At 70.0% G+C, this 23,606-nt stretch carries 19 protein-coding genes and 1 rRNA gene; 15 read left to right on the top strand and 5 right to left on the bottom strand.

Annotated features, from left to right (window positions below):
- Positions 1-110: 110 nt before the first annotated feature.
- A 5S ribosomal RNA gene (rrf, locus tag J7E96_RS18100) occupies positions 111-227 on the top strand.
- A gap of 388 nt (positions 228-615) precedes the next feature.
- Here rrf and J7E96_RS38840 read toward each other — a convergent pair.
- A complete protein-coding gene (locus tag J7E96_RS38840; RefSeq protein WP_215132679.1) occupies positions 616-1,767 on the bottom strand; it encodes a hypothetical protein in 1,152 nt (383 codons plus the stop codon).
- Here J7E96_RS38840 and J7E96_RS18090 point away from each other — a divergent pair.
- The gene (locus J7E96_RS18090) at positions 1,729-2,544 is read left to right on the top strand and encodes a tetratricopeptide repeat protein (RefSeq protein ID WP_215132678.1); all 816 of its coding nucleotides are present in this window, start codon (positions 1,729-1,731) and stop codon (positions 2,542-2,544) included. The two genes, J7E96_RS38840 and J7E96_RS18090, sit on opposite strands and share 39 nt — an antisense overlap.
- A gap of 67 nt (positions 2,545-2,611) precedes the next feature.
- Here the strand turns inward: J7E96_RS18090 and J7E96_RS18085 are convergent, their stop codons facing one another.
- Positions 2,612-3,895 carry a DUF1015 family protein gene (locus J7E96_RS18085; protein WP_215132657.1) on the bottom strand — a complete coding sequence of 428 codons (1,284 nt, stop codon included), beginning with the start codon at positions 3,893-3,895 and terminating at the stop codon, positions 2,612-2,614.
- 72 nt (positions 3,896-3,967) lie between these two features.
- Between J7E96_RS18085 and J7E96_RS18080 the strand changes: the two genes are divergently transcribed.
- The 4 genes from J7E96_RS18080 (at position 3,968) to J7E96_RS18065 (ending at position 8,071) form a co-directional block, all read left to right on the top strand.
- Positions 3,968-4,999 carry an HAD-IIA family hydrolase gene (locus J7E96_RS18080; RefSeq protein ID WP_215132656.1) on the top strand — a complete coding sequence of 344 codons (1,032 nt, stop codon included), beginning with the start codon at positions 3,968-3,970 and terminating at the stop codon, positions 4,997-4,999.
- A gap of 95 nt (positions 5,000-5,094) precedes the next feature.
- Positions 5,095-6,138, top strand: coding sequence for an iron chelate uptake ABC transporter family permease subunit (locus J7E96_RS18075; protein WP_251070087.1), 1,044 nt, complete (start codon positions 5,095-5,097; stop codon positions 6,136-6,138).
- Entirely contained in the window at positions 6,135-7,196 is a 1,062-nt protein-coding gene (locus J7E96_RS18070; protein ID WP_215132654.1) for an iron chelate uptake ABC transporter family permease subunit, read from the top strand. Before J7E96_RS18075 ends, J7E96_RS18070 begins: the two co-directional genes overlap by 4 nt.
- Positions 7,193-8,071: an ABC transporter ATP-binding protein gene (locus J7E96_RS18065; RefSeq protein ID WP_215132653.1), complete on the top strand. Its 879-nt coding sequence runs from the start codon at positions 7,193-7,195 to the stop codon at positions 8,069-8,071. Before J7E96_RS18070 ends, J7E96_RS18065 begins: the two co-directional genes overlap by 4 nt.
- Here J7E96_RS18065 and J7E96_RS18060 read toward each other — a convergent pair.
- The gene (locus tag J7E96_RS18060; protein ID WP_215132652.1) at positions 8,055-8,402 is read right to left on the bottom strand and encodes an SCP2 sterol-binding domain-containing protein; all 348 of its coding nucleotides are present in this window, start codon (positions 8,400-8,402) and stop codon (positions 8,055-8,057) included. The genes J7E96_RS18065 and J7E96_RS18060 overlap by 17 nt on opposite strands.
- Before the next feature lie 42 nt (positions 8,403-8,444).
- Between J7E96_RS18060 and J7E96_RS18055 the strand changes: the two genes are divergently transcribed.
- From J7E96_RS18055 to J7E96_RS18035, 5 genes are all read left to right on the top strand, one after another.
- On the top strand, positions 8,445-8,729 hold the full coding sequence (locus J7E96_RS18055) for a hypothetical protein (RefSeq protein WP_215132651.1): 285 nt from the start codon (positions 8,445-8,447) through the stop codon (positions 8,727-8,729).
- A 7-nt stretch (positions 8,730-8,736) separates the two neighbouring features.
- Positions 8,737-9,552, top strand: a complete 816-nt coding sequence (locus J7E96_RS18050) for a TlyA family RNA methyltransferase (RefSeq protein ID WP_215132650.1) — start codon at positions 8,737-8,739, stop codon at positions 9,550-9,552.
- A complete protein-coding gene (locus J7E96_RS18045) occupies positions 9,549-10,502 on the top strand; it encodes an NAD kinase (RefSeq protein WP_285439473.1) in 954 nt (317 codons plus the stop codon). The genes J7E96_RS18050 and J7E96_RS18045 overlap by 4 nt, the downstream gene beginning before the upstream one ends.
- Before the next feature lie 144 nt (positions 10,503-10,646).
- Positions 10,647-12,365, top strand: a complete 1,719-nt coding sequence (gene recN / locus J7E96_RS18040; protein WP_215132676.1) for a DNA repair protein RecN — start codon at positions 10,647-10,649, stop codon at positions 12,363-12,365.
- A gap of 323 nt (positions 12,366-12,688) precedes the next feature.
- Positions 12,689-13,798 carry a glycosyltransferase family 4 protein gene (locus J7E96_RS18035; protein ID WP_308296011.1) on the top strand — a complete coding sequence of 370 codons (1,110 nt, stop codon included), beginning with the start codon at positions 12,689-12,691 and terminating at the stop codon, positions 13,796-13,798.
- On the opposite strand, the gene J7E96_RS18030 is transcribed toward J7E96_RS18035, so the two are convergent.
- Positions 13,795-15,423: a PucR family transcriptional regulator gene (locus J7E96_RS18030; RefSeq protein WP_215132648.1), complete on the bottom strand. Its 1,629-nt coding sequence runs from the start codon at positions 15,421-15,423 to the stop codon at positions 13,795-13,797. The genes J7E96_RS18035 and J7E96_RS18030 overlap by 4 nt on opposite strands.
- Positions 15,424-15,658: 235 nt before the next feature.
- Here J7E96_RS18030 and J7E96_RS18025 point away from each other — a divergent pair, with 235 nt between their 5' ends.
- Positions 15,659-17,170, top strand: a complete 1,512-nt coding sequence (locus J7E96_RS18025) for an APC family permease (protein WP_215132647.1) — start codon at positions 15,659-15,661, stop codon at positions 17,168-17,170.
- Positions 17,171-17,181: 11 nt separating this feature from the next.
- Positions 17,182-18,822 (top strand): NAD(P)/FAD-dependent oxidoreductase, encoded by a 1,641-nt coding sequence (locus J7E96_RS18020; RefSeq protein WP_215132646.1) that lies wholly within the window; start codon positions 17,182-17,184, stop codon positions 18,820-18,822.
- Positions 18,823-18,840: 18 nt separating this feature from the next.
- Here the strand turns inward: J7E96_RS18020 and J7E96_RS18015 are convergent, their stop codons facing one another.
- A complete protein-coding gene (locus J7E96_RS18015; protein WP_215132645.1) occupies positions 18,841-20,643 on the bottom strand; it encodes a glycoside hydrolase family 15 protein in 1,803 nt (600 codons plus the stop codon).
- A gap of 499 nt (positions 20,644-21,142) precedes the next feature.
- On the opposite strand from J7E96_RS18015, the gene J7E96_RS18010 reads away from it, so the two are divergent.
- Complete coding sequence (locus J7E96_RS18010; RefSeq protein WP_215132644.1) at positions 21,143-22,792, top strand: CTP synthase; 1,650 nt, start codon at positions 21,143-21,145, stop codon at positions 22,790-22,792.
- A 91-nt stretch (positions 22,793-22,883) separates the two neighbouring features.
- Positions 22,884-23,510, top strand: a complete 627-nt coding sequence (locus J7E96_RS18005) for an NUDIX domain-containing protein (protein WP_215132643.1) — start codon at positions 22,884-22,886, stop codon at positions 23,508-23,510.
- Positions 23,511-23,606 lie beyond the last annotated feature (96 nt).

Genomic DNA, 23,606 nt, shown 5'->3' with positions numbered 1-23,606 from the left:
GTTGCTCGCGTCCACTGTGTTGTTCCCGGGTTGCGAACAGTTATCGCACCGGTTGAACAGATCCACTTACTTAATTGAAGAGTGTGCTTGTTCGCTAAGCCCGATAGTGTTTCGGTGGTCATAGCGTTAGGGAAACGCCCGGTTACATTCCGAACCCGGAAGCTAAGCCTTTCAGCGCCGATGGTACTGCAGGGGGGACCCTGTGGGAGAGTAGGACGCCGCCGAACAATCTTTCAGGACCCTTGGTCCAGCGTTCATGCTGGACCAAGGGTCTTTTTTTGTTTTTCCGAAGCGCGTCGGATGGCCGACTGCGCGAGAATGACTGCGTTACCCCGAGACAGGAGCCAACCGATGTCCACCAACTCTTCCGACGATCGTCCGGAGCGCGAGCCGCGCCGGCGAGACGGCGATGACAGGGGCGGATACCGCGGCGGTCGTGACGACCGTGCACCGCGCCAGGACAACGATCGCGGTGGGTTCCGTCGTGACGACCGCCCCACCGGTGGAGCGCCCCGCGGTGGTCGTGACGACCGCCCGAGTGGTCCCCGCCGTGATGACGACCGAGGCGGGCGTCCTAGCGGTGGCGGTGGTGGCTACCAGCGTCGTGACGACCGGTCAAGCAGCGGCCCTCGCCGTGACGACAGCCGAGGCGGCCGTCCGGCCGGCGGCGGTGGCGGTGGCGGTGGGTTCCAGCGTCGTGATGACCGGCCGAGCAGTGCGCCGCGTCGTGATGACGAGCGTGGCGGTGGGTTCCGTGGCGGTCGTGATGACCGTGCGCCTCGCCGGGACGACCGTCCCAGCAGTGGTGGTGGCGGTTACCAGCGTCGTGACGACCGTCCGAGCGGTGGTGGCGGTGGCTACCAGGGGCGTGAAGAGCGTCCCAGTGGTGGTGGCGGTTACCAGCGTCGCGACGACCGCCCGAGTGGCGGCGGTGGCGGGTTCCGTGGTGGCCGCGATGACCGTGGACCCCGTCGTGACGATGACCGTGGTGGGTTCCGTGGCGGTCGTGATGACCGTGCGCCGCGCCGGGACGACCGTCCCAGCAGTGGTGGTGGCGGTTACCAGCGTCGCGATGACCGTCCGAGCGGTGGTGGCGGTGGCTACCAGGGTCGTGAAGAGCGTCCCAGTGGTGGCGGTGGGTTCCAGCGCCGGGATGACCGTCCGAGCGGTGGTGGTGGCGGGTTCCAGCGTCGTGACGATCGGCCGAGCAGTGCGCCGCGTCGTGATGACGAGCGTGGCGGTGGGTTCCGTGGCGGTCGTGATGACCGTGCGCCGCGCCGGGACGACCGTCCCAGCGGTGGTGGTGGGTTCCAGCGCCGGGATGACCGTCCGAGCGGTGGTGGTGGCGGGTTCCAGCGTCGTGACGATCGGCCGAGCAGTGCGCCGCGTCGTGATGACGAGCGTGGCGGTGGGTTCCGTGGCGGTCGTGATGACCGTGCGCCCCGTCGGGACGACCGTCCCAGCGGTGGTGGTGGGTTCCAGCGCCGGGATGACCGTCCCAGCAGTGGTGGCGGTGGTTACCAGCGTCGTGACGACAGCCGGGGCGGGCGTCCCAGCGGTGGTGGCGGCTATGAGCGTCGCGACGACCGGCCGAGCAGTGGGCCGCGTCGGGACGACGACCGTGGTGGCTACCGCGGCGGCCGCGACGACCGTGCGCCCCGTCGTGACGACCGCGGCGGTGACCGCGAGGGGTACCGCGGGCAGCGTGACGACCGGGAGCGTGAGCCCATCAAGCGGCTTCCCATTCCCGATGACGTCACAGGTCACGAGATCGACAAGGACGTTCGGCAGGAGCTCCAGAGCCTGCCGAAGACCCTCGCCGAGGATGTCGCCAAGAACCTCGTCATGGTCGCGAACCTCATCGACGACGAGCCCGAGGAGGCGTACGCGTACTCGCGTATCGCCCTGAGGCTCGCCTCGCGAGTGGCTGCGGTGCGTGAGGCCGCGGGCTTCGCGGCGTACGCGACTCAGCGGTACACGGAGGCGCTCGCGGAGTTCCGCGCGGCCCGCCGTATGACCGGCAGCGTGGAGCTGTGGCCCGTCATGGCGGACTGCGAGCGCGGGCTCGGGCGGCCGGAGCGGGCAATGGCGATGGCCGGTGAGCCGGAAGTGCTGAAGCTCGACAAGGCCGGCCAGGTCGAGATGCGCATGGTCGCGGCCGGTGCGCGGCGGGACATGGGACAGATCGACGCGGCCATCGTGACCCTCCAGGGGCCCGAGCTTGCGTCGAATTCGGTGCAGCCGTGGACCGCGCGACTGCGGTACGCGTACGCCGATGCGCTGCTGACCGCCGGGCGCGAAGCCGAGGCGCGTGAGTGGTTCGCCAAGGCGATCGAGGCCGACAAGGACGGATTGACGGACGCTTCCGACCGGCTTGCTCAGCTCGACGGTGTCGACTTCGTCGATGCCCTCGATGAGGAGGGCGAGGAGCGCGAGGAGTCCGGTGAGCCGGCGGCCGAGGCTGAGACTGTCGTGAAGGACGATGTCGACGTTGCGGACGAGGACTCCAGTGGCGTGAAGCCTGTTGAGGGCGACAAGGACTGACTGAGTCCGCGTTAGCAGGAAAGGGCGGCACCCCCTGTGGGTGCCGCCCTTTCGCGTTTCCGGGGATTCAGCTCAGGTCGAGGCTGCGCAGGACCAGGCCCGTCGCCGGCTTCGGGCCGAACGACGTGGACTTGCGGGGCATCATGACGCCTTGACGGGCCAGGTCCCGGACGACTTCTTCGCGTACCGGATGCATCAGGACGGCCGTGCCTCCGTGGCGTTCCGCCTGGGTGACGGCCGCCTCCGTGCCGTGGATGTACGCGATGTCCTCGGGGGCGTCGGGAATCTGCCACACGTGATCGAGCAGCGTGGCGTGCAGGACCGTCGCGTCCAGGGTCCGCCAGGCCGCGGGGCGGTCGGCCGGGATCGTACGGGACAGCAGGGCCTCGTCGGGGTGGTCGATCAGGTGGTACGTGCCGTCTCCCGCAAGGAGGAACGCGTTTCCGGCGGTGGCCGCCTCCGCGAGGGCGTCCAGGGCGTGGGGGAGCGGGCCCGCGACTTCGCGGATGCGGAACGTGTCGGCGACGGCCGCCAGGGCGTCTGCCACCGGGAGGCGGTGCAGCAGGCGGTGGATGGCGCGGACCTGGAGCGGGTAGCGGGCCGTGTCGATGAGCAGGACCAGGCCGGAATCCCAGGTGCCGGTGGCCGGGTGTTCCGCCTGGAGGCGGAGGTACATCGCCCAGCGGTGGTGGCCGTCGGCGATGAGGGCCTGGCGGTGGGACAGGTCCGCCGTGACCTCGGCCAGTTCGCCCGGGTCCGTGATGGACCACAGGCGATGGCTGAAACCGTCCTCAGTGGTGGTGGACAGGAGCGGGGAGCGAACGATGGTGCGTTCGATGACGGCGGTCGCGCCGGTGGCGTTGCCGCCGCTGCGGTAGGTCAGCAGGAGCGGTTCCAGGTTGGCGGCCGTCGCGCGCATGAGGGCCGCGCGGTCGGCGACGACGTGCGGCATGACGTCCTCGTGGGGGAGGACGATGCCCTCCGCCGGTGGCGTGAGGGTGAGCGCGCCGATGACGCCACGCTGGAGCAGGTCGCCGCTGCGCTGCTCGTACACGTAGAGGGCCGGCTCGGGGTCCGGGGCGAGTACACCTTCGGACAGCCAGCGGTGCAGGGTTTCCGCGGCCTGCTTGTTACGGGTGGCGGGCGTGGCGGCCTGCGGGAGGATCAGCCGGACGATGTTGTACGGGTCGGCCGATTCGAGGTGATGCAGGCCGTCGGGGCGTACCACCACGTCGTACGGCGGGGACGTGACAGCGGCCAGGCTGCTCACTCGCTCGGGGACGTAGCGCAGTCCACGGAACGGGGCCAGGCGCAGGCCGCGGTCCTCCTCGGGCCGACCAAGTGTACTCATTGGTGCATCGTAAGTGGGGTCGTCCTATGGGCGATGATCGGGGGACAGGCACCGAGCTAGGAGTGGTACGGAATGAGCCAGCAGACCAGGACCCGGCCCGACGCGTGCGCGCGTGCGCTGAGCGAGGCGTACGACACGGCTCTGCTGGATCTGGACGGTGTCGTCTACGCGGGCGGTGAGGCCATCGCGCACGCGGTGGACGCGCTCGCGGTCGCCCGGGCCGGCGGGATGCATCTCGCGTATGTGACCAACAATGCGTTTCGGACGCCTGAGGCGGTGGCGGAGCACCTCACGGAGCTCGGGGTGCCTGCGGAGGCTTCCGATGTCATTACGTCGGCCCAGGCGGTGGCTCGGCTGATCGCGGATCAGGTTCCTGGTGGCTCGCGGGTTTTGGTCGTGGGTGGTGAGGGGCTGCGGGTCGCGCTGCGTGAGCGCGGGCTGGTGCCTGTGGAGTCTGCCGACGATGATCCGGTTGCTGTGGTGCAGGGGTACGGCGGGCCCGATCTGGCGTGGGGGAGGTTCGCGGAGGCGTCGTATGCGGTGGCGCGGGGTGTGCCGTGGTTCGCGTCCAACACGGATCTGACGATTCCCAGTGCGCGGGGGATCGCGCCGGGCAACGGTGCGGCGGTGGAAGTCGTACGGATCGCCACTGGTGCGGAGCCGCCGCAGGTGGCGGGCAAGCCGTTGCCGCCGATGCACCGGGAGACGATTCTGCGGACCGGGGCGGAGCGGCCGCTGGTGGTCGGGGACCGGCTGGATACGGACATCGAGGGCGCGAACGTGGGGGGCGTGGACTCGCTGCTCGTGCTGACTGGCGTTACGGACGGGGCGCAGTTGTTGGCGGCTGCGCCGAAGTACCGGCCGACTTATGTGGATGCGGATCTGCGGGGGTTGCTCAGCGGGCAGCCCGAAGTGGCCGAGGCTGGTGGCGGGTTCGTGTGTGGTGGGTGGACTGCTTCTGCGCGGGGCGGCGAGCTCGTGGTTGAGGGCGAGGGTGCGGCGGTGGACGGGTTGCGAGCGCTGTGTGCGGCGGCTTGGACGTATGCGGGGGACGGGGTGTGTGAGCTGGACGGGGGCAAGGCGCTGGGCGGGGTGGGGCTTTAGGGGCCTGAGGTGGGGCGCTGTCCCAGACCCCGCTCCGCAAACGCCGGGCGGCTCCAACTGAGCTCCATGCGAGGGTAGGCTAACCTAACTCCGTGTTGGTTGAGAGTCCTCCGAAGCAGAGCGCGGTGCAGGCCCCCGCGTCACCCAAACGCAATGCCGTACGTGCCGGGGGGCTGTTTGTCTCCCTCGGTGTGCTGCTGTTGGTCGTCGTCGCGAGTATCGCGATTGGCGCGAAACCTCTGGCGCTGGGCGACGTGTGGCACGGGCTGTTCCATGCTTCCGGCACCGGCAACGACGTGATCATCCAGGACGTGCGGGTGCCCCGCACCATCCTGGGTGTGCTCGTCGGTGCGGCGCTCGGGCTGTCGGGGGCGGTCATGCAGGGGCTCACCCGTAACCCGCTCGCCGAACCGGGAATCCTCGGGGTGAACGCGGGGGCCGCGGCCGCCGTCGTATCCGCCATCAGCTTCCTCGGGGTCACCTCCCTGAGCGGATATGTCTGGTTCTCGTTCGCCGGCGCGGGAGTTGTCTCCGTGCTGGTGTACATCCTGGGCGGCAGCCGCGGCGCCACACCGGTACGGCTCGCACTCGCCGGCACGGCCATGACCGCCGCGCTGTACGGCTACGTCAACGCCGTACAGCTGATGGACTCGGCGGCGCTGGAGCAGATCCGCTTCTGGACCGTCGGGTCGCTGGCCTCCGCCGACATGGAGATCATCGGCAAGGTCTGGCCGTTCATCGCCGTCGGTGTGGTCCTGGCGCTGCTGATCGCGCGGCCGCTCAATGCCATGGAGATGGGCGAGGACACCGCGAGGGCGCTGGGTGCGCATCTGACCCGTACGCGCGTACTCGCGATGGTCGCCGTGACGCTGCTGTGCGGTGCCGCCACCGCCGCTTGCGGGCCGATCGTCTTCATCGGGCTGATGGTGCCGCACCTCGTCCGGACCATCACCGGGCCCGACATGCGCTGGATCCTGCCGTACGCCGCGGTGCTTTCGCCGGTGCTGCTGCTGGGCTCGGACGTCATCGGGCGGGTCGTCGCCCGGCCCTCCGAACTCCAGGTCGGCATCGTGACCGCGCTGGTCGGCGGGCCCGTCTTCATCCATCTCGTACGCCGCCGGAAGATGGCTCAACTGTGACTGTCAGCTCCCCTTCGCGGACGCGGTCCTCCCGCGCGATACGCACCCGCGGCGGGTTCTCCTTCCGGGTCGAGCCCAGGGCGCTCCTCGCCACGCTGCTGCTCACCGCCGCTGCGCTGGCCATGGGCGTCGTGCTCATCGGCAGTGGCGACTTCCCGATGCCACCCGGTGATGTCGTACGTACGCTCCTCGGAAACGGCACCTCTTCGCAGGAATTCATCGTCACCGAGCTGCGCATGCCGCGGGTCGTCGTCGCGCTGCTCGTCGGTGCGGCGCTCGGGCTGTCGGGCGCCGTCTTCCAGTCCATCTCGCGCAATCCGCTGGGCAGTCCGGATGTCATCGGCTTCGGGCAGGGTGCTACGGCCGGCGCGCTGGTCGTGATTGTGCTGTTCAAGGGCAACGCCTTCGCGGTGACGGGCGGCGCGCTCGTCGGCTGTCTGCTGACGGGAGCCGCCGTCTACTTCCTCGCCTGGAAGCGCGGCGTGCACGGATTCCGGCTGGTGCTTGTCGGGATCGGGGCGGCCGCCATGCTCACGGCGCTCAACCACTACCTGATCACCAAGGCCAGCATCGTCGACGCGACCCGCGCCACGGTGTGGATGACCGGATCGCTCGACGGGCGTGGGTGGGAGCAGGCGTGGCCGCTGTTGGGTGTCTGCGCCGTACTCGTTCCGCTGGTGCTGGGGCACGGGCGGTCGCTGCGCATGACGGAGATGGGCGACGACGCGGCGTACGCCCTCGGAGTGAGCGTGGAGCGAGGGCGGCTGGTGCTGATGCTGTCCGCCGTACTCCTCATCGCGGTGGCCACGGCCGCCGCCGGCCCCATCGCCTTCGTGGCGCTGAGTGCGCCGCAGCTCGCCCGTCGGCTGACGCGCTCGCCGGGGCCCAATCTCGGGGCCTCGGTCTCCATGGGCGCCACGCTGCTCGTCGTCGCCGACTGGGCGGCCCAGCAGGGCTTCGGAGAGACCCAGCTGCCGGTGGGTGTGGTGACCGGGGTGCTCGGCGGCTGTTATCTGCTGTGGCTGCTGGTGACCGAGCGTAAGGCGGGACGTATATGACGATCGAGAAGAACCTCAGGAGCATTCCAGTGCAGCGTCAGCGCCTCAGTGCGGAATCGGTGACCCTCGCCTACGACCAGCGGGTCATCGCCGAAGACCTCTCCGTCGAGATACCCGACCATTCCTTTACGGTCATTGTCGGGCCCAACGCGTGCGGTAAGTCGACGCTCCTGCGGGCGCTTTCACGGATGCTAAAGCCCACCCAGGGGCGGGTGCTGCTGGACGGTAACGCCATCGGGTCCATGCCCGCCAAGAAGGTCGCCAGGACGCTGGGGCTGCTGCCGCAGTCGTCCGTCGCACCGGACGGGATCACGGTCGCGGATCTGGTGGCGCGCGGGCGCTACCCGCACCAGGGCCTGCTGCGGCAGTGGTCGCCGCAGGACGAGCGGATCGTCGAGGAGTCGATGGACGCGACGGGCGTCGGCGAGCTGGCCGACCGGTACGTCGACGAGCTGTCCGGCGGGCAGCGGCAGCGCGTCTGGATCGCGATGGCCCTGGCCCAGCAGACGCCGCTGCTGCTGCTCGACGAGCCGACGACCTTCCTCGACATCCAGCACCAGATCGACGTGCTGGATCTGTGTGCGGAGCTGCACGAGACACAGGGGCGCACGCTGGTCGCCGTACTGCACGACCTGAACCACGCCGCGCGTTACGCCACGCACCTGATCGCCATGCGGGACGGTGAGATCGTCGCGCAGGGGCCGCCTGCCGAGGTGGTTACGGCGGAGCTGGTGGAGCGGGTCTTCGGGCTGAGCTGCCAGGTCATCGACGACCCGCAGACCGGGACGCCGCTGGTGGTGCCGGCGGGGCGGAAGGCGCGTGGCGGCCGGGGTGCTGTGGCCGCCGGGGCCGAAGTGGCTACAGCAGCTTCCTGAGGCGGATCAGGTCGCGGAAACCGGCTTCGAGCCTGACCCGGCCCGACGCCCAGGCCCTCGCGAAGTTCAGTTCTCCCCCGACCATGGCGACCAGGTCGTCACCGGCCATGGCCAGGCGGATCCCGGCGCGCTCGCGCGGGGGACCGTCGAAGGTGTCCCGTACGTCGATCCGGCCGCCCGTGAGGCGGCCGGTGAACGTGATGTCCAGATCCGTGATGTGACAGCTCAGGGAACGGTCGAGCGCTGCCGCGCTGCGTACGCCGTCGTCGGCCTGAGCCAGATTGTCCGAAAGTTTGTCGAGTGCGCTGCGGCACTCCTCCGTCGTTGCCATCGGGATCGACGGTACCCCAGCGCTTCGGGGTAGCGTCGGGGCATGAACGACGAGGTCGACGACAAGGGTGAGGTGGCGGGGGCCGCCGCTGCCGCCACGGTGTACGACCCGGCCGCTCCGGCGCCCCTCGGGGTCGGGCGCACCCCCACCGGGCACGCCGACGTCGACGCGCTGCTCGAACGTCTGGGCGACGCGGACCACCTCGCGGCGGACGGGCACATCGAGGTGTACGAGGATGTACACCGGGGGCTGCGTGAGGCGCTGACCGCGCTGGACGCACGACCGGGACCCCCGGCGCCCCTTTCCCCGTACGACATCAGGAGCTGAACCGAACGTGGCAGGAGTCGCGCGCCGCCGCCTCGACGCCGAGCTGGTCCGCCGGAAACTCGCACGCTCACGGGAGCACGCGAGCCAGCTGATCGCCGCAGGGCGGGTGAAGGTGGGCGGCGCCGTCGCGACCAAGGCCGCCACGCAGGTCGAGACCAGCGCCGCCGTCGTGGTGCTCAAGGACGACAACGACCCCGACTACGTCTCGCGGGGCGGGCACAAGCTGGCCGGCGCGCTGGAGGCGTTCGTACCGCAGGGGCTGAAGGTCGAGGGGCGGCGGGCGCTGGACGCCGGGGCGTCGACCGGCGGATTCACCGATGTGCTGCTGCGGGCGGGGGCCCGGGAGGTCGTCGCCGTTGATGTGGGGTACGGCCAGCTCGCGTGGTCGCTGCAGTCCGATGAACGCGTGCGTGTCAAGGACCGTACCAACGTGCGGGAAATGACACTCGACACGATTGACGGGGAGGCGGTCGACTTGATCGTCGGTGATCTGTCTTTCATTCCGCTGGGGCTGGTGCTGCCGGCGCTGGTGCGGTGTGCCGCGCCCGACGCCGATCTCGTGATGATGGTGAAGCCGCAGTTCGAGGTCGGCAAGGACCGGCTGGGGAGTGGGGGCGTCGTGCGCAGCCCCGAGCTGAGGGCCGAAACGGTGCGGGCCGTGGCGCGGCAGGCGTGGGAGCTCGGGCTGGGCGTACGGGGCGTCACCGCCAGTCCGCTGCCTGGGCCTTCGGGGAATGTCGAGTACTTTCTGTGGCTCCGGGCCGGAGCTCCCGAGCTCGACCCGGCGGATGTTGACCGTGCAGTGGCGGAGGGGCCGAGTTGACAACGACGACAGCGACGACCGAGACGACGACAGACAGATCTGCTGAGCCTCCTGGGGGAGCCCGCACCGTATTCCTGCTCGCGCACACCGGACGCCCCGCGGCGATCCGCAGCGCGGAACTGGTCGTACAAGGGCTGCTGCGCAACGGCATCGGGGTGCGCGTGCTGGCGGCGGAGGCGGCCGATCTGCCGCTGCCGCCGTCCGTCGAGACGGTGACGGAAGCCTCGCCCGCCGTACTCGACGGCTGTGAGCTGCTGATCGTCCTAGGGGGAGACGGGACGCTGCTGCGCGGCGCCGAGTTCGCGCGCGCCTCCGGGGTGCCGATGCTCGGCGTCAACCTCGGCCGCGTCGGCTTCCTCGCGGAGGCCGAGCGGGACGATCTCGACAAGGTCGTCGACCGGGTCGTCACGCGTGCGTACGAGGTCGAGGAGCGTATGACCCTCGACGTCCTCGTGCGCAACAACGGCGATGTCATGTACGCGGACTGGGCACTCAACGAGGCCGCCGTGCAGAAGGTTTCGCCCGAGCGGATGCTCGAGGTGGTCCTGGAGATCGACGGGCGACCGGTGACGGGGTTCGGCTGCGACGGCATCGTCTGCGCCACCCCGACCGGCTCCACGGCGTACGCCTTCTCGGCGGGCGGGCCCGTGGTCTGGCCCGAGGTGGAGGCGCTGCTGATGGTGCCGATCAGCGCGCACGCGCTGTTCGCCAAGCCGCTGGTGACGTCGCCGAATTCGGTGCTCGCGGTGGAGGTGCAGCAGCACACGCCGCACGGCGTGCTGTGGTGCGACGGCCGCAGGACGGTCGAACTGCCCGCCGGTGCGCGGGTGGAGGTGCGGCGGGGTGCCGTGCCGGTGCGGCTGGCGCGGTTGCACCATGCGTCGTTCACCGACCGGCTCGTCGCGAAGTTCGCCCTTCCGGTGTCGGGGTGGCGCGGGGCGCCGCACTGACGTACTGGCCGCCGGCCGCGGTTTTTCACGGGGTGCTCAGGGGGCTGGGAGCAGGAGTGCGGGGGGCGCGGCCGGGGGTGTCGGTGCGGGGGGCGTCGCACAGGGGGGCCGGAACCTCGTAAGGTCGTGTCCGTGCTGGAGGAGATGCGGATACGGTCGCTGGGCGTCATTGATGACGCCGTCGTCGAGCTGTCACCCGGGTTCACCGCGGTGACGGGTGAGACCGGCGCGGGCAAGACCATGGTCGTCACAAGCCTCGGGCTGTTGCTCGGCGGGCGCGCCGACCCTGCCCTCGTGCGGATCGGGGCCAAGGCCGCGGTCGTCGAGGGGCGGATCACCATGCCCGCCGCCGCGCCCGCCGCCGTACGGGCTCAGGAAGCGGGGGCCGAACTCGACGACGGGGCGCTGCTGATCAGCAGGACCATCTCGGCCGAGGGGCGTTCGCGGGCCCATGTGGGCGGGCGGTCGGTACCGGTCGGGCTCCTCGCGGAGCTGGCCGACGACCTCGTCGCCGTACACGGGCAGACCGATCAACAGGGCTTGCTGCGGCCGGCCCGGCAGCGGCAGGCGCTCGACCGGTACGCCGGTGACGCCGTCGCCGTACCCCATGCGAAGTACGCGGCCGCGTACCGGCGGCTGCGTACGGTGGTGGTGGAGCTGGACGAGCTGACGACGCGGGCGCGTGAGCGGGCGCAGGAGGCGGATCTGCTGCGCTTCGGGCTCGACGAGATCGCGGCGGTCGAGCCGCGGGCCGGTGAGGACGTCGAGCTTGCGGCCGAGGCGGAGCGGCTGGGGCATGCGGAGGCGCTGGCGTCGGCCGCGTCTGTCGCGCATGCGGCTCTTGCGGGGAATCCGGAGGATCCGGAGTCTCTCGACGCGAGCACCTTGGTCGCCGGGGCGCATCGGGCGCTGGATGCGGTGCGGGCGCACGATCCGGCGCTGGCTGTGCTCGCTGAGCGGATCGGTGAGATCGGGATCCTGCTGGGGGATGTGGCGGGGGAGCTGGCGGGGTACGCCGACAATCTTGACGCCGATCCGCTGCGGCTGGCCGCGGTGGAGGAGCGGCGGGCCGCGCTTACTCAGCTCACGCGCAAGTACGGCGAGGATGTCGGGGCGGTGCTCGCGTGGGCCGAGGACGGGGTCGCGCGGCTGACCGAGCTGGAGGGCGACGACGACCGGATCGGTGAGCTGACCGCCGAGCGGGATGCGTTGCGGGACGAACTGGCGGGGCTGGCGCAGGCGTTGACCGATGCGCGTACGGAGGCGGCGGAGAGGTTTGCCGACGCCGTTACTGGTGAATTGGCGTCGCTCGCCATGCCGCATGCGCGGGTCACGATTGATGTGCGGCAGACCGAGGATTCTGATGGGGTTGAGGTCGGTGGACGGCTGGTGGCTTATGGGGCGTCCGGGGTTGATGAGGTCGAGCTGCTGCTCGCGCCGCACCCGGGCGCGCAGCCGCGGCCGATCGCCAAGGGGGCATCCGGGGGTGAACTCTCGCGGGTGATGCTGGCCGTCGAGGTCGTTTTTGCCGGGTCCGATCCGGTGCCCACGTATTTGTTCGACGAGGTCGACGCGGGTGTGGGCGGCAAGGCGGCGGTCGAGGTCGGGCGGCGGCTGGCGAAGCTGGCGAAGTCGGCGCAGGTTGTCGTGGTGACGCACTTGCCGCAGGTCGCGGCGTTCGCCGATCGGCAGTTGCTGGTGGAGAAGACGGTGGACGGTGCGGTGACCAGGAGTGGGGTCACTGTGCTGGAGGGCGAGGACCGGGTGCGGGAGCTTTCGCGGATGCTGGCGGGGCAGGAGGACTCGGAGACCGCTCGGGCGCATGCGGAGGAGTTGTTGGCGGCGGCGCGGAGCGATGCGTAGGGCTTGCGCGGGGTGCGGTTGCGGGGACCTGTTGACGTAACCGGCGTCCTGCCCACAAATCACGCTTTACGTTCCGAACACCACCCCCTGCGCGTCCCGCACCCTCCCGTGAGTGGTCGCTTCCGCCGCTGTTCGTAGGGTGAGGTGTATGGGTCTCGGTGCCGGTGGTGGGCGGGGATCGTTGATCACCCGTGTGGGTGATGGCGGTGAGGCGGGACCAGGGGTTCGACCCTTTCGTGGTGCCGGAACGCGCGTGCGGGCTGGCATTCTGGGCGACGCACTTCGTCCGCCGTTCGACGCCGACTCAGGAGCTCCGACCCGACGTGAGCAGCACCCCGGTCCCGCCGTACGGCCAGTCGCCGCTGAGTGTCGTCCAAGTCCTCGGTGGCGGCAGCGCGGGCAGCAGCGCGCATGTCAGGTCGTTGGCGGCCGGGCTTGTGGCGCGGGGGCTGCGGGTGAGTGTCTGTGCCCCTGCGGGGCTTGAGGCGGCGTACGACTTCGGTGGTTCCGGGGCACGGTTTGTTTCCGTACCCCGGCGCAGTGATCCTGCGGCTGTGGCGGCGTTGCGGGCCGCCTGTACGGACGCCGATCTCGTGCACGCCCACGGTTTGCACGCCGCTGTGCGCAGCGCGCTGGCGCTCAGGGGGCGGCGGGTTCCGCTTGTGGTCACCTGGCACACCCGCGCGGACGACGAGGGGCCGCGCGGGCATCTTGTGCGGCTGTTGGAGCGGAAGGCGGCCAGGGCGGCCGCCGTGGTGCTGGGGACTTCGTCCGATCTTGTCGACCGGGCCCGTACGCGGGGGGCGCGTGACGCGCGGCTCGCGCCGGTCACCGTGCCGGCGCCGCCTCCGCCCGTGAACGTATCCGAGAGCAAGGCGCGTGCCGATCTCGGTGCGGTGGACCGGCCGCTGGTCATGGCGGTCGGGAGTCTTGTACGGAGCCGGGGATACGGAGTCCTTCTGGACGCGGCCCGGACCTGGCGCGAGCTGGTTCCCACGCCGCTGCTGGTTGTCGCCGGCGAAGGGCGTGAGCGGGGCGCCCTTCAGCGGCGTATCGAGGCCGAATCCCTGCCTGTCCGGCTTATTGGCCGGCGTGAGGATATCGGGGAGCTTCTCGCCGTCGCCGATGTCGCTGTGCTCGCCAGCCGGTGGGAGGGGCGGTCCGTGCTGGCTCAGGAGGCGCTGCGGGTCGGGGTTCCGCTGGTGGCCACGGCGGTCGGCGGGGTGCCGGAGCTGGTCGGCGACGCGGCTGAGCTTGTTCCGTACGGGGACAGTGAGGCGCTGTCGGAGGCCGTCGTCCGGCTGCTGGGTGACCCGGCGCGGCGGCTCTGGCTGGCGGAGGCCGGCAAGGCGCAGGCCGCGACCTGGCCGACCGAGGACGAGACGGTGGCGCAGGTGCTCAGCGTGTACGACGAGTTGACGGGTCCCGCCTAAGTCGTGTGGCGGCGGGCTCGCAGGGCCAGGCTCAGGGCCAGGACTGTCTGGGGGTCGTCGAGGTCCGTGCCGAGGAGTTCGGAGATGCGGGCGAGGCGGTTGTAGAGGGTCTGGCGGTTCAGGTGCAGCTCGCGAGCCGTTTCCGCCTTGCGGCCCGCGTGTGCGAGGTAGGTCTGGAGGGTTGGGAGGAGCGGCGGGCGGGACGTGCGGTCGTGGTCGCGGAGGGGGCCGATCGCACGGTCCACGAAGGCCGCCAGGTCCGGGTGCTCGCGCAGGCGCCACAGGAGCAGGTCGATGTCGAGGCGGCGGGCGTCGTACCAGGGGCGGTCGGACAGGCCCTGAGCCGCTGTGGCTGTCTCCGCCGCGTGGCGCAGGCCCGCCGATGCCGCTGTCCAGCTGCCGGCTACGCCGACGACCACTATGGGCGGATGGACGCCCGCGCGTTCCAGGCCGGCCCGTTCCACCCCGGCGCGCAGGGCCGCTGCCACGCGGTCGGCGACTGCTGTGCGTTCCGATTCGGAGCGCAGGCCCAGGAGGAGCGGTACGCGGCCTTCTACGGGGCGTACGCCCAGGAGGACCGGTACGCCGACTGCGGAGAGCTCCTCCAGCACGGCCCGCGCCAGGACGGCCCAGTTGCCCGCCGGGGCCAGCTCGGCCGCCAGCCGCATCACGACGGGCAGCAGCGGGCCTTCGCCCGGCTTGAAGCCGAGGACTCTGGCCTGCGCGGGGGCGTCCTCGGCCGCGATGCGGCCCTCCGCGAGGTCGGTGAGGAAGTCGCCGCGGCCGCGTGCGGCGAGCTCTTCTTCCTGGCGGGCCTGCATCAGGACCACCGCGAGGATTCCGGCCGCCCGCTCGGCCGCGATCCGGTGGACGGGGAGGAGGGGGGCGGAGACGGCCAGGAGGGCGATCCTGGCCCGTACCGCGCCGGCGCCGTGGCCGCCGCCCGGTACGTCCACGATCACTCCGTTCGCGGGCGGGCCCTCCTCGCGCGCCTCGCGCTGGCCGCGCAGGCCCTCCCAGACCTGGAGGGGGTCGGCGCAGGCCTCGCCCGCCTCGGGCGCGGCCGCGTAGAGGAGCTGTCCGTCCGCCGTCTCCAGGAAGACCGGGTTGGCGGTGAAGTCCGCGAGGATGCCGAGGACCTGGGGAATCCCGCCGCCGCCGAGCAGCGCCTGCGTACAGCGCCGGTGCACCTCCTCGGCGCGCCGCAGGAGTGTGTAGTGGCCGTTGACGATCTCGGTGTGGACCTCTTCGGTCACCGATACGAACGGCACCTCGCGGTGCAGCTGTACGAGCGGCAGCCCGGCCGCCCGCGCGGTGTCCACGATCGTCGAAGGGAGACGGCTGAAGCGCGGGCCGAGTTCGACGACCAGAGCGGCGATCCCCCGGTCCGCGAGGCGGCGTACGAACGCGCGCTGTTCGGCGGGGCGCGTACCGAGGCCGAGGCCGGTCGTCAGGAGCAGTTCGCCGCCCTTGAGCAGTGACGCGATGTTCGGTACCTCGCCCGCGTGCACCCAGCGCACCGTGCGGTTCAGCCGGTCGGCGCAGGCGACAACCTCGGGAAGTCCGCTGCGCAGCCCCGGCAGCTCCAGCGCCCGCTGCACGGTGATGCCGCCTTGCGTTTCCACTGCGATGTACCTCGTGACGTTGTTCCTGCCGTGCCCCAGGAAGGCACCGCATTCGGTGGACGCTACCCGCGTGGCTGTTCCAGGAACATCACCCTGCGGTTACGAGACACATCGCGTGGTCCCGTGGGCCGACAAGTCGTCGCCCCTGCGCAGCTTTTGAGTGACCCCGTGTCGATTGTGGTGTGCGTCACCCGGGCCAAGACTGTCGCCCCCGTACATAGAGAGAGGGCGCGGCATGTCTGACAAACCCGCACGTGAAGTCCAGCGGCTCAAGGCGAATTCCGTCGGACTGGTCGGTGTGGTCTTCATGGCGGTCGCCACCGCGGCGCCGATCACCGCGATGACCGGAAATCTCCCCATCGCCGTGGGCTTCGGCAATGGGACGGGTGCTCCCGCCGGTTATCTCTTCGCCACGCTCGTCCTGACCGTCTTCTCGGTCGGATACGTCGCCATGGCGAAGCGCATCACCGCCGCCGGCGCCTTCTACGGCTACATCTCGCACGGCCTGGGCCGCATCGCGGGCATGGCGTCCGGGATGCTCGCCGTCCTCGCGTACATCGTCTTCGAGGCCTCGATCGTCGGGATCTTCGCCTACTTCGGCCAGACGACGGTCGCCGACCAGCTCGGTGTCGACATTCCGTGGATCGTGTACGCCGCCGGGATGCTCGCCGTGACCGGCGTTCTCGCGTACTTCGACATCAACATCACCGCCAAGGCCCTCGGCATCATGCTCGTCGCCGAGATCGCCGTTCTTTTCGCGGTGGCCACCGCCGTGCTGCTCGCGGGCGGCGGTCCGGACGGCATCCCTATGGAACCCATCAACCCCGTGAACGCCTTCACGGGCACGTCGGCGGGGCTCGGTCTCTTCTTCGCCTTCTGGTCGTGGGTCGGCTTCGAGTCGACGGCGATGTACGGCGAGGAGTCCCGCGACCCGAAGCGCGTCATCCCGCGCGCGACCCTGATCTCGGTGGTCGGAGTGGGGCTCTTCTACATCTACGTCTCCTGGATGACGATCGCTGGCAACGGGCTGGAGGGCTCGGTCAAGGTCTCGTCCTCCGCCTCCCCACTCGATCTCTTCTTCGACCCGACGGAGGCCTTCATCGGCGCGTGGGCCGTCGACGCGTTCCAGTGGCTGCTGCTCACGGGTTCGTTCGCCTGCGGCATGGCGTTCCACCAGTGCGCGTCGCGCTATCTGTACGCGATCGGCCGCGAGGGCTTCCTGCACCCGGCTCTTGGGCGTACGCACCGCTCGCACGGATCGCCCTACATCGCGTCGTACGTCCAGTCCGGCATCGCCACCCTGCTCGTGGGCGCCTTCTGGCTCGCCGGTGAGGACCCGTACATCCACCTGTACACGCTGCTCGCGATCCTCGGCACGATGGCGATCCTCATCGTCCAGACGCTCTGTTCGTTCGCGGTGATCGGCTACTTCCGCAAGAACCACCCGGAGGACCGGCACTGGTTCAAGACCTTCACCGCCCCGCTGCTCGGCGGCATCGGCATGATCGCCGTCGTCGTACTGCTCGTGATCAACATGGAGACCGCGGCCGGACTCGCCGCCGACTCCCTCTTCTTCAAGCTGATCCCGTGGATCGTCGGCCTGGTCTTCTTCGGCGGCCTCGGACTCGGTTTCTATCTCAAGGCCAAGCAGCCCGACCGCTACGCGATCATCGGCCGGATCGTCCTCGAGGACGCGGCCGAGCGCACGGAAGACAGCGAAACCAGTCAGCCAGCCGCGACCGTCTGAGGAGCTCTCCCATGTCCCGTACGCACGTCATGCACGCACTTCGACAACTCGCCGCGGAGCACGCCGCCGCCCGCAGGCTTCGGATGCCCGCCGCCGAGGTCCGCGGCTCCAGCCGCCGCGAACTGCTCGGGCGGGCCGCCGCCCTCGGCCTCGGTACGGTCCTGGCCGGGCCTGCGGTCACCGCCGCCCAGGCCGCCCAGGCCGCGCCGGTCCAGGCTGCCGCACAGGGCGCGGGGGCGCCCAGAATCGCCGTGGTCGGCGCGGGCATAGCCGGCCTCACCGCGGCCCTGACCCTCAAGGACGCGGGCCTCGGCTGCACGCTGTACGAGGCGAACCCCGACCGGGTCGGCGGCCGCATGTGGACCCAGCGGGGCCACTGGGCGTACGGGCAGACCTCCGAGATCGGCGGGGAGCTGATCGACACCAGCCACAAGAAGATCCTCGAACTGTGCCGCCGTTTCAACCTGCCGACGGAGGACTTCCTGGGTGGTGGGCCGATCGGCGCCGAGGAGGTGCTCTGGTTCAACGGGGCGTACTACCCGCGTGAGCAGGCCGACGAGGACTTCAAGGACGTCTTCCAGGCGCTGCACCGCGACCTCCAGGAAGCGGGCGAGGTGAAGTGGAACCAGACCACCCCGGCCGGCACCGCCCTCGACAACATGTCGATCTACGAGTGGATCGAATCGCGTGTTCCCGGTGGGCACTCCTCGCCGCTCGGGCTCTTCATCGACGTCGCCTACAACGTCGAATACGGCGCCGAAACGAGCGAACAGTCGGCGCTCGCGCTGGTGCTGCTGATGGGCTACCAGCCGAACCCGGGTCACTTCAACGTCTGGGGGCTGTCCAACGAGCGGTACCACATCACCGGCGGCAACGATCAGCTCCCGCACGCCATCGCGAAGGCACTGCCGGCCGGCACGATCCAGATGGGCAAACGGCTCACGGCGGTAAGGGCCAACGACAATGGCACTCAGACCCTTACATTCACCGACGCGGGAACGACGACCACCGTCACCGCGGACCACACGATCCTGTGCGTGCCGCTGCCCGTTCTCCAGCGACTGGACCTGTCGGCTGCCCGGTTCGATCCGCTCATGACGAACCTGGTGCGCGATGCCCGCATGGGCAACTGCACCAAGCTCAACATGCAGTTCTCGGCGCGTCCATGGCGCGGCGAGGGCGCCTGGCCCGGGGTGTCGGCGGGCGACTGCTTCACCGACATCGACGTACAGCAGACCTGGGACACCACCAAGCTCCAGCCCGGGACCGGCGGCATCCTCATCCAGTACGGCAGCGGGCGGCTCGCCAAGGCACTCACCCCCGGCACGCCCTTCGCCACCGAATCGGATCCGTACGTACGCGACCTCGCGGCGCGCCGTTCCCGTGAAGTGGACGCGTTCTTCCCGGGAACGTCGAAAACGTGGACCGGGAAGGCCCAGTTGTCGGCCTGGCACCGCAACCCGTACGCGCTCGGTGCGTACTCCTACTGGCCCATCGGCTATCTGCACCGGTACGCCGGCTACGAAGGGACCCCACAGGGGAACATCCACATCGGCGGCGAGCACTGCAGTTACGACTTCCAGGGCTTCATGGAGGGCGGCGCGACCGAAGGGGAACGCGCCGCCCGTCAGGTGATCGACAAGCTGGCCTAGACAGGCGAGCCGGCCGAGTCAGCCGCCGTACGCACCACTCGCCGTCAGCCGCAGTGCCGTGTCGATCAGCGGCACGTGGCTGAAGGCCTGCGGGAAGTTGCCGACCTGGCGCTGCAGCCTGGAGTCCCACTCCTCGGCGAGCAGCCCCAGGTCGTTCCGCAGCCCCAGCAGCTTCTCGAAGAGCTTCCGAGCCTCGTCGACCCGCCCGATCATCGCCAGGTCGTCGGCCAGCCAGAACGAGCACGCCAGGAACGCGCCCTCGTCGCCCGCCAGGCCGTCCAGGCCCTCGTTGTCGCCGGCGGTCGGGTAGCGCAGGACGAAACCGTCCTCCGTGGACAGCTCGCGCTGGATCGCCTCGATCGTGCCGATGACCCGCTTGTCGTCGGGCGGCAGGAAACCCATCTGCGGAATGAGCAGCAGGGAGGCGTCCAGCTCCTTCGACCCGTACGACTGCGTGAAGGTGTTGCGCTCCGGGTCGTAGCCCTTCTCACACACATCGCGGTGGATCTCGTCGCGCAGTTCGCGCCACTTCTCGACCGGGCCGTCCGCGTCGCCCATCTCGATCAGCTTGATCGTCCGGTCGACGGCGACCCAGGCCATCACCTTGGAGTGCACGAAGTGGCGGCGCGGGCCGCGCACCTCCCAGATGCCCTCGTCCTTCTCGTTCCAGTGATCCTCCAGGTAGCGGATCAGCTTCAGCTGGAGCAGCGAGGCGTAGTCGTTGCGCGTCAGGCCCGTCATATGGGCCAGGTGCAGAGCCTCGGTGACCTCGCCGTAGACGTCCAGCTGCAACTGGTGCGCCGCGCCGTTGCCGACCCGTACAGGCGTCGAATTCTCGTAGCCGGGAAGCCAGTCCAGCTCCGCCTCGCCCAGCTCACGCTCGCCCGCGATCCCGTACATGATCTGCAGGTTCTCCGGATCGCCCGCGACCGCCCGCAGCAGCCACTCACGCCACGCCCGCGCCTCTTCGCGGTAGCCGGTGCGCAGGAGCGAAGACAGCGTGATCGCCGCGTCCCGCAGCCAGGTGTAGCGGTAGTCCCAGTTGCGTACGCCGCCGATCTCCTCCGGCAGCGACGTCGTCGGCGCGGCGACGATGCCGCCGGTCGGGGCGTACGTCAGCGCCTTGAGGGTGATCAGCGAGCGGATCACGGCCTCGCGGTAGGGGCCGTGGTACGTGCACTGCTCGACCCAGTCGCTCCAGAATTCGGCGGTCGCCTCCAGCGAGGCCTCGGGCTCCGGCAGCGGCGGCTCCGCCTTGTGCGAGGGCTGCCAGCTGATGGTGAACGTGATCCGGTCACCGGGCGCGACGGTGAAATCGGAGTACGTCGTCAGGTTTTTGCCGTACGTGTCGGCGTCGGCGTCGAGCCAGACCGAGTCGGGTCCGGCGACGGCGACCGTGCGCGTGTCGACCTTGTGGACCCAGGGCACCACCCGCCCGTAACTGAAACGCATCCGCAGCGCGGAGCGCATGCGCACGCGGCCGCTGACGCCTTCGACGATCCGGATCAGCTGGGGCGCCCCGTCGCGCGGCGGCATGAAATCGGTCACCCTGACGGTGCCGCGGGGGGTGTCCCACTCGGATTCGAGGATCAGAGAGTCCCCGCGGTAACGGCGGCGGTTTGCCGCCGGTGGTCCGGCGTCGGCCGTGTGCGCGGGCCCGATCCGCCAGAATCCGTGTTCCTCGGTGCCGAGCAGTCCGGCAAAAACGGCGTGTGAGTCGAAGCGGGGAAGGCACAGCCAGTCGACCGTGCCGTCCCTGCAGACCAGTGCCGCGGTCTGCATGTCTCCGATAAGTGCGTAGTCCTCGATGCGCCCGGCCACGTTGCAATCTCCAGTCGAACGGCCACGTCCGCCCCATTGGGGCACTTGCGGTCAGGGGATTTTCGACGAGCTCTTGGTCCCGGGAGCGGGCGGTGATGGTGCCTTCGCCGGCCGGCTCGCAGCGATGTATCCGAGCAGGATACGTCCCAGCCAAGTGCTCTGCGCGACGGTACCGGCAACAGGAGTGCGCCGAACGAGTGAGCCAAGGGTGAGTTGTGGGTGAGCTTTGTGTGAGACCCAGGTGTCGCAGGTGGCAGACGATGGCTGCCGGCGAGCGCTCGCGGGCGTTCGCGAGGGATTCGCGAGCACTGGCGAGCACGAGACGCGGCGCGCGGCCGGAAGCAGCCCCGTCCCGTCGCTGATACCCTGGTACCCCGTGGACCGGTGGCCAGTCTGTGACGATCAGGCGCCCCGAAACCGCAGCGACGGCGCCACCCGGATTCCGGTCCGGCAGCCGGTACGCACCTCACTACGCGACCACGGGAGCCCCCTCTTGGCGATGCCGCCCAAATCCATGACGACCAAGCACATCTTCGTCACCGGGGGTGTCGCCTCCTCCCTCGGTAAGGGCCTGACGGCCTCCAGCCTGGGTGCGCTGCTCAAGGCGCGGGGCCTGCGGGTCACGATGCAGAAGCTCGACCCGTACCTCAACGTCGACCCCGGCACGATGAACCCCTTCCAGCACGGAGAGGTGTTCGTCACCAACGACGGCGCCGAGACCGACCTGGACGTCGGCCACTACGAGCGCTTCCTCGACGTCGACCTCGACGGCTCGGCCAACGTCACCACCGGCCAGGTCTACTCCACGGTCATCGCCAAGGAGCGCCGCGGCGAGTACCTGGGCGACACCGTGCAGGTCATCCCGCACATCACCAACGAGATCAAGCACCGCATCCGGCGCATGGCGACCGACGACGTCGACGTCGTCATCACCGAGGTCGGCGGCACGGTCGGTGACATCGAGTCGCTGCCCTTCCTGGAGACGGTCCGCCAGGTCCGCCACGAGGTCGGCCGCGACAACGTCTTCGTCGTGCACATCTCGCTGCTGCCCTACATCGGCCCGTCCGGTGAGCTGAAGACCAAGCCGACCCAGCACTCGGTCGCGGCGCTGCGCAGCATCGGTATCCAGCCGGACGCCATCGTGCTGCGCGCCGACCGTGAGGTGCCGCTGTCGATCAAGCGCAAGATCTCGTTGATGTGCGACGTCGACGAGGGCGCGGTGGTCGCCGCGATCGACGCCAAGTCGATCTACGACATCCCGAAGGTGCTGCACACCGAGGGTCTGGACGCGTACGTCGTCCGCAAGCTGGACCTGCCGTTCCGCGATGTGAACTGGACCCAGTGGGAGGACCTGCTGGACCGCGTCCACAACCCCGACCACGAGGTCACGGTCGCGCTCGTCGGCAAGTACATCGACCTGCCCGACGCGTACCTCTCGGTGACCGAGGCCATGCGCGCCGGCGGCTTCGCCAACAAGGCCCGCGTCAAGGTCAAGTGGGTCACCTCCGACGACTGCAAGACGCAGGCGGGCGCCCAGAAGCAGCTCGGTGACGTCGACGCGATCGTCATCCCGGGCGGATTCGGCGAGCGCGGCGTCAACGGCAAGGTCGGCGCCATCCAGTACGCCCGCGAGAACAAGATCCCGCTGCTGGGCCTGTGCCTCGGCCTGCAGTGCATCGTCGTCGAGGCCGCGCGCAACCTCGCCGGCATCGAGGACGCCAACTCCACCGAGTTCGACGCGGCGACCGCCCACCCGGTGATCTCCACCATGGAGGAGCAGCTGGCGTACGTCGAAGGGGCGGGCGACCTGGGCGGCACCATGCGCCTCGGCCTGTACCCGGCGAAGCTCGCCGAGGGCTCGATCGTGCGTGAGGTCTACGACGACCAGCCGTACGTCGACGAGCGCCACCGCCACCGCTACGAGGTCAACAACGCCTACCGCGCGGAGCTGGAGAAGAAGGCCGGTCTGGTCTTCTCCGGCACGTCCCCGGACAACAAGCTCGTCGAGTACGTCGAGTACCCGCGCGAGGTGCACCCCTACCTGGTCGCCACCCAGGCGCACCCGGAGCTGCGGTCGCGTCCGACCCGGCCGCACCCGCTCTTCGCCGGTCTGGTGAAGGCGGCTGTGCAGCGCAAGACGGGCAAGTGACGCGCTAGCGGTACGCGATACGGTTGACCGGGGTACGGGCCTGATCAGGGCACGTGCCCCGGTTTTCTTTGCACGAGGGAGGACGGCTTTCATGACCATCAAGGACGCGCCCGAGGAGTGGCAGGTCACCGCGACCGCGGTTCCCTTCACGGGCAACAAGACGAGTGTCCGTACGGACGACGTGGTCATGCCCAACGGCAGTGTGGTGCGCCGCGACTACCAGGTGCACCCCGGTTCCGTGGCGGTCCTGGCCCTGGACGAGAACGACCGTGTGCTGGTCATCCGTCAGTACCGGCACCCCGTGCGCCAGAAGCTGTGGGAGATCCCGGCCGGCCTGCTCGACGTACCCGGTGAGAACCCGCTGAGCGCGGCTCAACGGGAGCTGTACGAGGAGGCGCACGTCAAGGCGGAGGAGTGGCACGTACTGGCCGACGTCTACCCGACGCCGGGGGGCTGCGACGAGGCCGTACGGATCTTCTTCGCGCGGGACTTGTCGGCGGTCGAGGGCGAGCGCTTCGAGGTCGAGGAGGAGGAGGCCGATATGGAGCACGCGCGGGTTCCCCTTCCGGAGCTCGTGCGGGGCGTGCTCGCCGGGGAGCTGCACAACACGTGCCTGGCGGTGGGCGTCCTCGCGCTGACGGCCGCGCTGGCGGGCGACGGCATCGAGGCCCTGCGCCCGGCCGACGCGCCGTGGCCGGCCCGCCCTTTCGAGGCCTAGGCCTTCCCCCTGCGGAGCTCTTTCCCCCGGTCCTTTCCCGCTGCGACACTTCGCGGCTCCGCCGCGTGGGGCTCCGCCCCAGACCCCGCTCCTCAA

The organism is Streptomyces sp. ISL-96, from assembly GCF_018614035.1.
GTDB lineage: Bacteria > Actinomycetota > Actinomycetes > Streptomycetales > Streptomycetaceae > Streptomyces.
The sequence above is the reverse complement of the archived record's forward strand: the minus strand, read 5'-3'. Positions and strand labels throughout refer to the sequence as shown.